This window comes from Xanthomonas vasicola pv. musacearum NCPPB 4379, assembly GCF_000277895.2.
GTDB lineage: Bacteria > Pseudomonadota > Gammaproteobacteria > Xanthomonadales > Xanthomonadaceae > Xanthomonas > Xanthomonas vasicola.
Window position 1 is genome coordinate 753,374 of the sequence record NZ_CP034655.1, and the last position, 13,827, is coordinate 767,200.

The window sequence follows — 13,827 nt, forward strand, 5'->3', positions numbered from 1 at the left end:
GCAGGAAGGGCTGCCGCGCGTGTCAGTGGCTGAGTGTTGCAGCCTTATTGGGTAACCTGGATGGTGCCGTTAACGTCGATAAAGACTTGATACCCGTTGCCAACTGTAAAAATCGGCTGATTCAGGGTTTTCAGCGCAGTGCCGAGTCTGCAGTCGGTCGTGCTGAATCCACCCACTTGAAATGTGGAGCCGGCAAGAACCGAGGCAAGGGTTGTGGACTTGCCATCCGAAGGTACCTGAGTGCAGCTCCATCCGCTGGGAGCGTTGACGTTCTGTACGAGAATTGCTTTCACGCCAGCGTTTTTATTTGTCGCAAAAATGGGAATGGGCCGCTGGGCGCTGGCCGTCGTGGCGACTCCGGCTGTCAATGCGAGCACGGCACAAAAAAGCAGCTTTCCTGAAATTACGCGCGTTCGAATATATGGTCATTTAAATTTAATTTCGGTTGGAGGAGCGCGGCCTGTCGCAGGCTGCGGGGGGAGGTATTAAGAATGGTGCTTTTAATTCTTGCCTGAGCGTAGCGCTTCTGTCCAGAGTGAAGTTAAGGGCTAAGACGGGATTGCGGAGAAAATCATGAAAGTGTATTGGTCGGATGGGGTTGTATATAAATGTGATTTTTATCTAATGTAATTTCTGATTATCTCTGAATCTCAGCCATGATAATTGCTCGCCATGCGCAGAACCGGCTCTGGACAGGGCTTGCAACGCATCATCGCTGTAACGCGTCGTGGCAGCATCTCGGGCAGGCGGAATCTGCGATTGAAATGGGTAGGCCGCTTCGGCGAGATAACGTCTTGCATATTTGCCTTGTGCGATGACGTGATAGAAGCCGCTGATGGCGCGTTTTAGGTTGCCCAGCACAACGTTGACCCAGCGGGCACCAGCAGCTTCTGTCGCAGCGCGCCCACCACCGGTGTCCAGCGGGTGTGCGCGTGGCCGGCCTCTTCTAGGCGGTGGAAGCAGGCCAACCCGTCGGTATACACCTCGCATTGGGGTGCCAGGCGGCGCACAGTCCAGTCCGTGAGCGAGGCATTGTCGAAGCTGCGCACCGGCTCGATCACCACAAAGCTCGGCGCGGTGAAAGTGGTATCGGTCTGCACTGCAATCAGCAGCGGCGCCTGTTCTCCGATCCGCGCCCAGCCTTGCCGCCATCGGGCTCACCGCCAACGGAGGCATCGTCGATCTGTACGAGCCCGGACAGTCGACGCGTAGCTTCTCGCTCGGCCATGACCTGCATGATCTTGTGCTTCATCCGCCAAGCACTCTTGTCGTTGATGTCCAGATGACGCATCAGCTCCAGCGCGGGCATGTGGTCTTGGTCGAGGTCAAAAGGTGCAAGGCCAGCACCAGGTGCGCAGTGGCAGCTTGGGTGCCTTGGAACATCGTGTCCGCGATCAGGCTGGTCTGATGCCGGCACGTGCTGCATTGATAGTAGCTGGCGCCAGCACGCTTGAAGCGCGAGCGCGCCGTCCAGCGCAGCAAGGGCAGCGAACTCCCTGCGGCCACCGCCAACGATGCAGAGCGCGGCAGCACTTGGCTTCGGTGCCGTAGGACGCAAAAAACTCCGACATCGACAATCCGGCCTGGAACTGCACGGCATCGATGTTCATCGGGCCACCTCGTCGGCTTCAGGTGAACAGCATCTCCCCAGCCCGGCGCATATCTTGCGATTGCTGGCTGAGAGCCAGGCGAATCGGGATAAGGTTTAAGATGGCGGCCGCGAGGGCCGCCATCGTGGTTGCATCGATCATCCGGCGCCCGCAAGAAGGGAGAGCCGAATCGCCTACACCGCGAAGCAGAGAAGCGGTGGCTGTATCACCGATGCGGCGTCGCGCTCACAGTGATCGAGGCCGCACCTGTCCCCGATGCATCGTCAGCCGTTACCTTGTAGTAATACGTAGTGCCGTTGGTGAGCGCCTGGTCAACATATGAAGGCGAGGTCAGGCCCGATGCGACGGTGATCGGAGCACCGCCTTCATTGGCTCGTTGCACGCTGTAGGTGGTGGCACCGGGAACGGACGACCAGCTGAGCCTGACCCTGCCATCTGCTCCAGTGGCGGTCAGCCCCTTTGTCGCCGCCGGTCGACCGGCGGTCGCCGTGCCTGTCGAGGCCGGCGTCAGCGCAGTTTTGGTCTGGGTGCCGATGACAGGATAGGCATTGGTGACCAACTGAACGAACTGGTTGTGGAACCAACTGCCAGCGATCGGCGCATTCGGCAAGGCACCTGTCAGCGTGCCATCCGGTGTCGTATACGTAGGGTCGCAGTATTTGTCGAAGCCCTTGTTCTGTGGGTTAGGGATGTACTTGCTGGATCCGTCGGATTCGCCCGGTCCTTTGCCCACCACATAGGCGTGGATATGCCCACCGGGGGCGGTGGTTGGCGGCATGCCGATGCCTGCGCCGGCCTGATTGCACCAATTGCCTCGATGGAGACGCTTGTCCACGCGTCCCGAGTCCACGTATGTATTGACGTCATTGCCGCTGGCGGAGGTGGGACGCCCCTTGCCGCCCCAGCCATTGCGACCGGTATCGATCAAGAAGCCGATCTTGCTGGGCCAGCCCGCGGCGACGAAGCCGTTGTACAGCGCTTCGGCGTACGTCGATTCGTCGAAGAACCTGTTGTACTGATAGAATTTGGCCGAGCTAATGGGTTGGCCGCCGACCGTCAGGTCCGGATTGGGGAGGTTGGGCTCAACCAGCGGCGTGTAGTTGGCGGTATTGGTTATGAAGCCGTCCGCGCTGGCGAAACCGGCAATCGTGCCCTGGACGACCCGGGTGTACAGCGAAATTGCCGGGCCACGGTTGCTGTCCCATCCCAGCCAGCCGGAATGGCCGATATCCATGTAGTTGTAGACATTGGGGATGGCATGGAGCTTGTCTAGTGCGTACTTGATGCCTTCCTCATAGATGCCGGTGGAACCCGCCTGGCCGCAGGCGGGAGTACTCTGATTGGTGACAAGATTCGGCAGGCTGTCCGGCTCGATAATGTTGACGATCCGAAGATCCTTGTATTTCGGATTGGCCAGCGTCGCTGCGATCACGTCGATGTATTCCTTCTTGTAGCGCTGCAAGCCGGCTGGGGTCAGAGGCAGCTCGCCATTGGAGGCCAGCGCATGGCAGTCGCGTCCCGGCATGTCATAGATGACAAAGCCAACCGTAATCGGCGTATTTGCCTTTTTCTGCGCCAAGGCCGCATTTAGGTGCCCTTGCAGACTGAGACGGCCCGCATTTCGCGATCCGCCATAGATCGCATCGATCGAGTCGAGCCAGACCGAGGTCGGATAGGACTTGACGACTCGCATCTTGGCTTTCAAGTCGGCATCCTTGACTTTGGCGATCGAAGAGTCGACTTCCTTCGCATAATCAGGATTGGCATAACCGGTCGCACCGATAAACGGGTTGTCGACATGCGTTTGTGCGTATGCGGCGATGGGAATGAGCAGCGCGCTTGTCAGGAGCGAAACAGTGATCTTGTATGCGCCGCAGGGCCGGGGGCTTTTCGGAAGTGACATTAAATTCTGCCTGGAAAGGGGGAAGTGAGGCTACCGAATAACGAGATGCAGAGATGTCGCGTGATTAGCTGTGCTGGTGGTTCCTTTTAAGGATGGTCTGATCAACGCGACCGGAAAACGAAGCAACCGCATCCGCCGCGCTGAGGGCGCTCAAATCGCCGATTTTTTGCCGGTTTCGGCACGTTTGCGGGGTGTTGCCTGGATTACAGGCACAGCTTCCCCGCAGCAGGCATTAACGCTTTGCGCGTCAGCCACAGATTCGATAGTGCAAACAGCGTCAGCACCTGTGCGGTGTTCTTCGCCAAACCGCGATAGCGCACCTTGACGTAACCAAACTGACGCTTGATCACCCGAAACGGGTGTTCCACCTTCGCACGCAGGCTGGCTTTGGTGTGCTCCCAGCGCTTGGCCAACTTCAGTTCGCGCTTATTCTTGATCTGCTTCAGCTTCGAGGGCTTCTCCGCGATCAGGTAGCGCAGCGTGCGCTTGCCCTTCATCTCATCGCGCTTGTCCAGCCCGGTGTAGCCGCTGTCGCCGCTCACAGTGTCTTCCTTGCCGTGCAGCAGCTTGTGCGCCTGCGTGATGTCCGCTGCGTTGGCCGCCGTGCATTCCACGTGGTGCACCAGGCCCGACTCATCGTCCACCCCGATGTGCGCCTTCATCCCGAAGAAGTACTGGTTGCCCTTCTTGGTCTGGTGCATGTCCGGATCGCGCTCGCCATCCTTGTTCTTGGTCGAACTTGGCGCCGCAATGATCGTGGCATCCACGATCGTCCCGCCCCGCAGACTCTGCCCTTTACGCGACAGGTGCGCGTTGACCCGGTTGAACAGCTTGCGCGCCAAATCATGCCGCTCCAGCAAATGCCGGAAGTTGAGAATCGTCGTTTCATCCGGCACCTCATCCAGCCCGCCGATCTTCGCAAAACGGCGCATCGACACCGTGTCGTACAGTGCTTCTTCCGCCGATGGATCGCTCAGTGCGTACCACTGCTGCAAAAAGTGGATGCGCAGCATCGTCTCCAGCCGATACGGCTGTCGCCCCGGCTGCCCCGACTTCGGGTAGTGCGGTTCGATCAGTGCCAGCAGATCCTTCCACGGCACGACCTGGTCCATCTCGGCCAAGAACACCTCACGCCGCGTCCGCTTGCGCTTGCCGTTGTACTCCGCATCGCCGAAGGTCAGTTGCATCGTCGTTGTCCCGTTGCGTCTGTGTGATTGTCGCAGGATCAAGGGGAGTTGTTCAGAGTTTCCTTAAAGCGATGCCTATGTCAGGTGGGTAATGCACGGGCGCAATCGACTTAACCTCAAACGCACTCGTGCATCGGCTAGCCCGCGCCGATGCAATCAGCGCAGGAGAGGGATCGACATGCCGCAGTCAAGCGGATTGCCGGGTTCGTACATCGGTGTGCGCACTGCGCCAATTCCGCACTCCTGCGCGCACCCAATGCTGCAGGCAACGCGCAATTGGCAATCGCGCGCCGCGCAGTTGCGGCCAATAACCATAGCCCTCCAACAGCAAGCCGCACCCATCAATAGCCAGCACGTCAATCAACAATTCGGCAAGCTTTGCGGCAGTGTCCAGTGGAAAGGCGTGGATGATTGTCCACCGATGCAGTGGGCGTAGCAGACCATCATCGACAGATGCAAATCCGTGAACAGCCTCGAAAATCGAGCTCTACCGTAACGCAAATTTCGGAACTGTGGACCATCGCACTCAACATTAGGGAGGTCTGAACAACGAGGCCTGGGATGGCGGGATGTCGCATCGTTCCGAAGAGTGGCATTTGGATCTTCGGAATTTCAACATTTCTGGCGCTTTCCGCGGGAATTCCCCGGTTTACAGACGCACGCTCCCCATAGCCGGCGGCAACTGCTTTGGCTTCATCCACAGATTGGAGAGCGCACACAAGGTCAGCACGTTCGCCGTGTTTTTGGCCAAGCCGCGATAGCGGGCCGTGGTGTAACCGAACTGGCGCTTGATCACCCGGAAGGGATGCTCCACCTTCGCGCGCACGCTGGCCTTGAAGTGTTCCCAACGTTGTTCCCGGGCACGCTCGCGCTTGCTGCCGATGGCTTGGATCGTCGAGGGCCTGGCGGCGATGAAGAATGCTGCTTCGCAGTCCTGCAGTCTTCGCGTTTGTCTGCACCGGTGTCGCCGCTGTCGCCGAACACGCTGTCTTCTTTGCCATGCAGCAACGTGTGCATCACCATGACATCGGCGACATTGGTCGCTGTGCAATGGACGTGGTGCACCAGCCCGGAAGCTGCCATTGAACGATTCGATGAACGGGTTGTCGGTCGGTTTGCCGGGCCGGGAATAATCCATGGTCACGCCGTTGTCGTAGGCCCATCGATCCATCACCATCGAGATGAACTCGCTGCCATTGTCGTCTGGATGCGCTGCTGCAGGGTGCGTTGGTGGCGTAAGCGTTCCATCACTGCCACGAGGTCTTCTGCTTTGAGGTTCTGATCCACTTCGATGGCCAGACATTCCTTGGTGACGTTGTCCAACTTCCATGGCTGAGGAATGGGGCTAATCAGTAAGAGTTTTGCGGCAAAGCGATGGTGGCCTGGACGCATGCGCGTGGCGTGCAGTTACGGCTGATCCAACCGGGCAAGCCAAATCAGAACACCCACGTCGAATCGTTCAATGGGCGGTTACGCGATGAATGCCTCAACGAGCACTGGTTCCCGACACTGCTGCATGCGCGTACCGAGATCGAGCGCTGGCGACGCGAATACAACGATGTCAATCACACACAGCTCTGCGGACTGCCTTGCAACGACGACATAGTGGCGCAACGCTGCTTCGTTCTTGCGGCGTCCGGTTCGCTCGCTTTGCACGCATGCGGGCAGTGCTTCGTAGAGTCGCCTCGGCGCTATCGCAACGGCGCTGTCGTTGCATCGCTCCAGCAGCATGCGCCATTCCTCTTCGGTGAGTTCTTTCATGAAACTGCTAACCGCCGCGATCGGCGGTGCTTGCCTCACGCTGGCTGCGCAGGCCAGTGCCGTGACGTTCGCCACCGGCGATGCGCGCGCTGTCGCGGAACCTGCGGTTCCCACCCTCTGTCAGCCCGCGTTGAAGGCCAGCCAGACGCCGGACGGGCGCTTGTTCGAGGCGGCGCTGGAAAGCGCGCCGCCCGATACCAGAACCATCCAGGCGGCGCTCACTGCGTGCAAGAACGGCGCAGTGTTACTCACCAGCGGCAGCGGCAACGCCTTCCTGACCGGGCCGCTGACGATTCCCGCTGGCGTCACCCTGGTCGTCGATCAGGGCGTCACCGTGTACGGCTCGCGCAACCCGGCCGATTACGGCAGCGGCTGCGGCACCGCCGGTTCCAAGAGCGGCAGTTGCCTGCCGTTGATCGGCATCAAAGGTGCGAATGCGGGCGTGATGGGTATGCGCACCGGCGGGCGCCAGGGCACCATCGACGGGCGCGGCGACCTGGCCATGCTCGGCAAGAGCGCCACCTGGTGGGAATTCGGCGAAAACGCCAAGACGCAGGCCAAGTGCAGAACAGCCCCGACCTGATCAAGGTGCAGAACGCCACGGCATTCACGCTCTACAACATCAACCTGATCAATGCGGCGTACTTCCATTTCTTCGCGCATATCGTCGACGGCCTGACCATTTGGGGCGTGCGCGTGAAGTCGCCGGCGACCAGTCCCAATACCGACGCTCTGGACCTGGACAGCGTGCTTAATGCCACCATCCAGGACAGCGACGTGATGAGCGGCGATGATGGCGTGGCAATCAAGACCATTGCTTCCAGGTCGGCCAACATCAGCGTGCTGAATTCGCGCTTCTATGGCACCCATGGCATCTCGATCGGTAGCGAATTGATGTCAGGTGTCAGCAACGTGCTGGTCGACAACAACGTCATCGTCTCCACCGATGATGACGGCAATCGCAGCACCGACAACAATGGCCTGCGCATCAAGACCAGCCTGGCCAAGGGAGGTGCGGTCGACCTGGTGACCTACCGCAACACCTGCCTGTACGGAGTGAGCAACCCGCTGGTGATCAATCCGTTCTACGGCAGCGCCCGCAGAGGGAGCGTCCCGACCTTCCGCAGGATCGTGGTCGATGGCTTGCGTAGCGTCGACGGGCGCGGCGGCAAGGGATGGGTCCTGCAGGGCGCCGATGCGAGCGCTCCACTCGATCTGGTGCTGGCGAACGTGGCGTCCGACAACCTTGTCAATACCACCAGCAATGCGGCGATCGGCCTGAGCAATAGCGCGTTGACGCCGAGCGGCAGCGGCGTGGTGACCACCGCAGTCCAGCTCGACGGTGCGGTGCCTGCCTGCCCGGGCGCTTCGCAGTTTCCCGCTCTATGAGCGGGGCGAGGCGACCTTTGCCGGTCGCCTCGCTGACGAAAGCGCATTGCGCAGCAGCACAGGCCGGCTGCCAGAACGCGGCCCGTGCCGCGCGAGACGGATGCCGACGCCGGGCCTGGCCCGGCCCGATCTGCAGAGCCATGCGACGATAGCTGGCTTCTGGGTGCATGAGGCCGCGTTGTCGCGCCATCCGCCAGCCGCAGGCCTTGGCACGCGCTGTTTAGCTCCCGCCGCGGACTACGCGCCGGCTCGCCCTGGCGGGTTGGCATGCTGCGCATGGCCTTGACATCGGCCAAAGTTCTTCGTTTTCATGGCCTTATTGCCAGAAGTTCATCTGATGTCTGTTACCCTCGGCCAATGATTCGACGCACCCTGACCTGCCTGCTCACCCTCGGCCTTGTCGCTTGCGCGACCCAGCCCAGCCCTCCGCCCCCGCCCCCGGCTGCCAGCGCGCCGCCGGCCAAGCCGCCGCTTGCGCCATCGACGTCAGCGCCGCCGGCCAGCGCCGCCGCCGAGGCGCCTGCGCTTCCGCCAGTCGACCTGACCCCGGTGCCGTTCGAGATTGCCCGCGCCAACTTCGTGCGCGATACCTCGGCCAAGTACGGCATTGATGCCGAGCAGATCGAAGCGGTGCTGGCGCAGGCGCAATTCAAGGACGCCATCGTCACGGCAATGTCGCGCCCGGCCGAACGGGTCAAGCCGTGGAACGAATACCGGCCGATGTTCATCACCCAGGCGCGTATCGACGGCGGTCGCAAGTTCCTCGCCGAACACCGCGCCGAACTGAGCAAGGTCGAAGCCGCCACCGGTGTGCCGGCACAGGTCATCGTCGCCATCATTGGGGTGGAAACCAGCTACGGCAGCAACGCCGGCAAATACCGCGTGCTGGACGCGTTGTACACGCTGGCGTTCCGCTATCCGCGCAGCGGCGACCCGGGCAAGCTCGAACGCGAAGTGCGCCGCGAACTGTTTTTCCGTGATGAACTCGCCCAGTTGTTCGCGCTCGGCAAGGAAGAACAGCTCGACGTCACTACCCTGATCGGCAGCTATGCCGGCGCGATGGGCATGGGCCAGTTCATGCCGTCCAGCTATCGCCAGTTCGGCGTGGACGGCGATGCCGACGGCAAGCGCAATCTGTTCACCGACTACAACGACGTGTTCGCCTCGATCGCCAATTACTTCGTCAAGAAGGGCGGCTGGGTGCGCGGCGGGCAGGTCGCGGTACCGGCCACGCTGGCTGCCGGCCGCGAAGAATTCAATCCTACCGACTGGTCGCCGGTGTACACGCTGGCCGACTTGTCGGCGCGCGGGTATCACCCGAGCGCACCGGTGGTGGCGGGCAGCACCGCCACCCCGATCGGCCTGGACGACGCTAACGGCAAGCAGTACTGGCTGGGCTTCCAGAACTTCTACGCAATTACCCGTTACAACATTTCCAAGATGTACGCGATGGCCGTGTTCCAGCTGTCCGAGGCCATCGCCGGCAAGGAGTTACCCCCGGCATGAACAGCATTGCAGGCCCCAAGTGGCTGATTCCGATGGCACTGATGCTCGGCCTGGCGGCCTGCAGCAGCGCACCGAAGAAGACTGCCGGTAGCAACGGCAGCGGCGCGATCAAGGGCGTCAAGGTCGAAGGCAAGGGACCGGCATATGTCGCCACCGGCTGCCCGTCCACGTCGCCCTACGCGCCTGCCAAAGAAGACCCGTCCACGCGCGGCGATTACACCGCGGGCGGCTTGTACAAGCCGGGGGTGAAAGACACCACGCCCGATCATGTCCCTAATGTGGCCTGCATTCCCGAACCGCTGGTCACCAACGAGCCGCGCTCGGCGGTGGGCAATCGCTCGCCTTACGAAGTGCTGGGCAAGCGCTATGTGGTGATGGATAACCCCGGCGACTATGTCGAACGCGGCACTGCCTCGTACTACGGCAACAAGTTCCATGGCCGGCTGACCTCCAACAAGGAGGTCTACGACATGTACGCCTTCACCGCCGCGCATAAGACCCTGCCGTTGCCCAGCTTCGCGCTGGTTACCAACACCGACACCGGCCAGTCGGTGGTGGTGCGCATCAACGACCGCGGCCCGTTCCACGACGGCCGCGTGATCGATCTGAGCTACGCCGCGGCGGTGAAGTTGGGTATCACCGGCAAGGGCACCGGCAATGTCGAAGTGCGTGGCCTGACCGAAGCCGACAACGGCAATCTGCTCGCCAAGCGCCGCAGTGGCCAGGCACCGGTGACGACCGCCGTTGCCACGACGCGGCCGGCCGCGGGTGCCAGTCAGATCGATGGCCTGGTGCAGCGTCTGCCCACCCGTACCGTGCCGCCGCGTGCAGCATCGACCGGTGCCGGCACCGCGGTTGCGACAACTGCCGCTGCAGCCACTGCGAGCGCGCCGGTCATTCCGGCCGGCGAGCGTTGGCGCTACCGCGTCGCCGATTCGCGCCAACCTGGCAATGCCGACAATTTCGATGCCTGGATGAAGGCACAGGGCGTGCGTGTGGCCACCGGCAAGCCGACCGCTGCGGTCCCGCGCCCGACGTCGTCGGCGCCTGCCGCCGCACCTGTCGCGGCAACACCGGTCGCGGTTGCGGCGGTCAAGCCGTCTGAGAACACGTCTTCGCGCCCGCTGAAGCCCGAGCCAGCGCCCACCAAGGCCCCCAGCGTGGCTGAAGCCGCACTCGGCGACATCCTGCTGCAGGTCGCCAGTTTCGCCAGCCGCGAAAACGCCAATCGCGCACTGTCGCAACTGGCCTCGGCGGGAATTGCGGGCGCCAGCGTCAGCGACATCGTCAGCGGCGGGCGCACCCTGTGGCGGCTGCGCGTGAACGCACGCGACCACGCCAATGCCTCGGAAATTGCCCAGCGCATCGCCGGCCTCGGTTTCGGTCGCCCGCAGATCGTGGCCAACTAGCCGCTGGCGAGACTGTTATTGCGTTAGCTAATGAAGCGCGAGCGCATTGGTCGCTCGCGCGCAGGCCGCCTATGTCATCTTGGTTAAGCGTAAGCGCGCCGGTGACTGCTTTAGCCAATTAGGCACCAGCACATTCGTCGCTCGCGCGCAGGCTGCATCGGCTGTAATGGCACGGCTGGGGCAACCCGATTGGTTGGCAGACAAAGCGCATCTGCAACGCGGATGCAGTCAAGGCCGGAATCGATACCCCTCTCGTGCACTTCGGTACTCGCTGCGCCGTTTGCAGCCAGCTAACCACTGAGCACCAAAGTGCCTGTTCCAACGCGCTGTAAGCGACGTCCACGCTGCAGGTGGCGCCTCCGACAGCTCGCCTCGGGCGCGACCAGCGTGCCGCCATCGCTGAACTGCATAAGCGCGTGCACCCTGCGACGCGTCGCCCTGATCGCCGCGGCGCCTTACAATTTCGCATTGCCCGGCTTTCGGGCCCGTCAGGAGTCGTTCTTCAATGAAATTCCGCTTCGCCGCCGCTGCCGTGGCCACGTTCGCCTTCGGCCTGGTCTGCGCCCAGACACCTGCGCCGCAGCCGACTCCTGCCGTGGCTGCCGCCCCGGCCGCCTTGCCGGTGCCGCCGGCGCCCGCACCGGCCGTGTCCAAGTCCTGGATCCTGATGGACTACGCCACCGGGCAGGTGCTGGCCGGTGAAAACATCCACCAGCAGCTGGCGCCGGCCAGCATCACCAAGGTGATGACCTCCTACGTGGTCGCCGCCGAGATCAAGAACGGCAAGGTCAAGCGCGACGACCAGGTCATGATGAGCGAACGCGCCTGGCGCGAAGGCGGCGCGGGTACCGACGGCAGCTACAGCGGCTTCCCGGTCAACCAGACGGCGCGTCTGGAAGACATGGAAAAGGGCATGGCGATCCAGTCCGGCAACGATGCCGCCATCGCGCTGGCCGAGCACGTGGCCGGCAGCGAAGAAGCCTTCGCCTCGCTGATGAACAGCTACGCCGCCAAGATCGGCATGAAGGATTCGTACTTCGTCAACGCGCACGGACTGAGCGCCGAAGGGCATCACTCCACCGCCTACGACCTGGCCCTGCTGGGCCGCGCGATGGTGCGCGATTACCCGGAGACCTACGCCTATAACAAGATCAAGGAATTCCAGGTCGGCACCATCAAGCAGAGCAACCGTAACCGGCTGCTGTGGCGCGACCCGGCGGTGGACGGCATCAAGACCGGCCACACCTCCGAAGCCGGCTACTGCCTGCTGAGCTCGGCCAAGCGCGGCGATCAGCGCCTGATCGCGGTGGTGATGGGCGACAGCTCCGAAGAACAGCGCGCCACCGATAGCCTGGCGCTGCTCAACTGGGGCTTCCGCTTCTTCGAAACCCACAGCCTGTATGCGCCCGGCAAGGTCGTCACCAAGCAGAAGGTCTGGAAGGGTCAGCAGGATGAAGTACAGCTCGGCGTGGCACAGCCGTTGCTGGTCAGCCTGCAGCGTGGCCGCTACAACGACCTCAAGCCCAGCATGGAAGTGCCCAAGAACCTGCAGGCACCGATCAAGCAGGGGCAGCAGGTTGGCACCGTGAAGGTCAGCCTGGACGGCAAGGTCATCGCCCAGGCCCCGCTGGTCGCCATCAACGCGGTCGAAGAGGGCGGATTCTTCAAGCGCCTTTGGGATGCGTTCTGGATGTGGTGGGAATCGGAGTGAAGAAAATGCCGGCGAAAGCCGGCATTTTTTTGGAATCGGGAATTGAGAATCGGGAATGGTTTAAAAGCTAGGGCAAAGCCTTGGCTTTTGCGATTCCCCATTCCCCATTCTCGATTCGCCGCCCTCAAAGCATTCGACTGATCGTAAAACTGCCATACACCGGCGTTTCGCGCTGGGTGTCGAATTCGCGGGTACGGTGGTAGCGGGCGAGGGCGAATTTCCAGCGGCCGTACATCACTGCCAGGCCGTAGCCCACATCGCCGACGAACGGGCGCTTGTCCACGCTGTGGCTGTTGCGGAACGTGTTGCCGTCCAGGGTGATGTCGCGGATCACCCAGCGCGCGTCGGTGGTGACGAACAGGTGGCCGGACCAGCCGCTGGCGCGCCCGAGCCGGCTGGGGGCGGTGTTTTCGCCCGCGGGGCGAGTCGGGGTGCTGCCGAAGTCGTCCGGCAGCTTCCAGCCGAAGCGCGCCTCGCCGCCTGCATTCAAGTGCGTGGCCATGTTGCCGACCGCGCCGCCCCAATGCGAAATGAAATCCCAGCCGAACCCACCGGCATTGCCGCTGGCATCGGCCGGCCAGCGATGCATGCGCTCGTGCACCAGGTTGATCAGCGGTTCGTTGTGCAGCTGGTTGTCCCAGCCCTGGAATTTCTCGTCCCCGAGTGCATCGTGGATCGCATCCTGCGCTTCCTTCGCAAGCGCCCACGGGCCGACAACGCCGACCTGCAACTGCGTGGTGCGCAGGTGCGCAGGTGCGCATCGTTACGCGCGTTGTAGCCGAAGCTCGCCAGCAGGATGCCGGCGTAGGGGCGGTCGTCCGGGATGACGTCGCGGCGGGTGTAATCGGTCGGGGTGAAGATCGCCTGGCCGATGGAAAACACCATGTTCTGCTGGTCGAACTCGCCCGGGTGCAGCCGCTCCAGATAGCTGTTGACCCACCGCGCAGTCCGCGGCAGGCATGGGTCGTCGGTGTAATCGACCAGGTTCGGCGACACCAGCGTCAGTACCGCGCCGTTGGAATACCCCTGGTCCTGATCCTCGCCGCCGAACAAGTCGTTATCGACACGGAAGTTCACCGCAGGCGGCGTGCGCCCAAGACGGCTGGAATCGCACTGATCCGCCGCCAGGGCCGGCAGCGACAGCCCGGAGAGAGAAAGCAGCAAGGCAGCAGACAACGCGCGCGGTCGGAGCATGGAGGACCTGGGGAGGAGAGCTGGAATCGAAAAAATGCCTGCGTCTTCTGTTGCGCCGTGTGAAGTGCGTGTCCGCGACTGCAGCCTCTGCCGCTTCGGCTCGCGACCGCGTTGCCAGCTACCCATGGCTGGGTTCGGTTCATCAGCGTGGTTGCGT

At 62.3% G+C, this 13,827-nt stretch carries 9 protein-coding genes and 6 pseudogenes; 5 read left to right on the forward strand and 10 right to left on the reverse strand.

From position 1 onward, the window contains the following. Positions 1-44 precede the first annotated feature (44 nt). From KWO_RS03505 to KWO_RS23520, 8 genes and pseudogenes are all read right to left on the reverse strand, one after another. Entirely contained in the window at positions 45-377 is a 333-nt protein-coding gene (locus tag KWO_RS03505) for a hypothetical protein (RefSeq protein ID WP_010375689.1), read from the reverse strand. Between the two features lie 273 nt (positions 378-650). Continuing rightward, positions 651-1,610: pseudogene (locus tag KWO_RS03510) on the reverse strand (IS1595 family transposase). Positions 1,611-1,628: 18 nt separating this feature from the next. After that, a complete protein-coding gene (locus KWO_RS23280) occupies positions 1,629-1,751 on the reverse strand; it encodes a hypothetical protein (protein ID WP_010368248.1) in 123 nt (40 codons plus the stop codon). A gap of 64 nt (positions 1,752-1,815) precedes the next feature. Next, on the reverse strand, positions 1,816-3,513 hold the full coding sequence (locus KWO_RS03515) for a glycoside hydrolase family 6 protein (protein ID WP_010375686.1): 1,698 nt from the start codon (positions 3,511-3,513) through the stop codon (positions 1,816-1,818). Between the two features lie 203 nt (positions 3,514-3,716). After that, complete coding sequence (locus KWO_RS03520) at positions 3,717-4,700, reverse strand: IS5 family transposase (RefSeq protein ID WP_017113471.1); 984 nt, start codon at positions 4,698-4,700, stop codon at positions 3,717-3,719. Positions 4,701-5,349: 649 nt separating this feature from the next. After that, positions 5,350-5,774: pseudogene (locus KWO_RS03530) on the reverse strand (transposase); the annotation flags it as partial. Next, a pseudogene (locus KWO_RS23515) lies at positions 5,767-5,901 on the reverse strand (integrase core domain-containing protein); the annotation flags it as partial. The pseudogenes KWO_RS23515 and KWO_RS03530, both read right to left, overlap by 8 nt. Then, positions 5,871-6,092: a hypothetical protein gene (locus KWO_RS23520; RefSeq protein WP_087910753.1), complete on the reverse strand. Its 222-nt coding sequence runs from the start codon at positions 6,090-6,092 to the stop codon at positions 5,871-5,873. The pseudogene KWO_RS23515 and the gene KWO_RS23520, both read right to left, overlap by 31 nt. Between KWO_RS23520 and KWO_RS03545 the strand changes: the two are divergent. Beyond that, positions 6,057-6,260: pseudogene (locus KWO_RS03545) on the forward strand (integrase core domain-containing protein); the annotation flags it as partial. The gene KWO_RS23520 and the pseudogene KWO_RS03545 overlap by 36 nt on opposite strands. Here KWO_RS03545 and KWO_RS03550 read toward each other — a convergent pair. Then, positions 6,171-6,461, reverse strand: a complete 291-nt coding sequence (locus KWO_RS03550; protein WP_017113750.1) for a hypothetical protein — start codon at positions 6,459-6,461, stop codon at positions 6,171-6,173. The pseudogene KWO_RS03545 and the gene KWO_RS03550 overlap by 90 nt on opposite strands. Here KWO_RS03550 and KWO_RS03555 point away from each other — a divergent pair. From KWO_RS03555 to KWO_RS03570, 4 genes and pseudogenes are all read left to right on the forward strand, one after another. Beyond that, positions 6,460-7,850, forward strand: a pseudogene (locus KWO_RS03555) (glycoside hydrolase family 28 protein). The gene KWO_RS03550 and the pseudogene KWO_RS03555 sit on opposite strands and share 2 nt — an antisense overlap. Before the next feature lie 357 nt (positions 7,851-8,207). Beyond that, the gene (mltB, locus tag KWO_RS03560; protein ID WP_010376220.1) at positions 8,208-9,356 is read left to right on the forward strand and encodes a lytic murein transglycosylase B; all 1,149 of its coding nucleotides are present in this window, start codon (positions 8,208-8,210) and stop codon (positions 9,354-9,356) included. Then, positions 9,353-10,765, forward strand: a complete 1,413-nt coding sequence (locus tag KWO_RS03565) for a septal ring lytic transglycosylase RlpA family protein (protein WP_017113059.1) — start codon at positions 9,353-9,355, stop codon at positions 10,763-10,765. The genes mltB and KWO_RS03565 overlap by 4 nt, the downstream gene beginning before the upstream one ends. Positions 10,766-11,270: 505 nt before the next feature. After that, the gene (locus tag KWO_RS03570) at positions 11,271-12,476 is read left to right on the forward strand and encodes a D-alanyl-D-alanine carboxypeptidase family protein (protein WP_003482723.1); all 1,206 of its coding nucleotides are present in this window, start codon (positions 11,271-11,273) and stop codon (positions 12,474-12,476) included. A gap of 124 nt (positions 12,477-12,600) precedes the next feature. Here KWO_RS03570 and KWO_RS03575 read toward each other — a convergent pair. Further along, positions 12,601-13,670 (reverse strand): annotated as a pseudogene (locus KWO_RS03575) (lipid A deacylase LpxR family protein). Positions 13,671-13,827 lie beyond the last annotated feature (157 nt).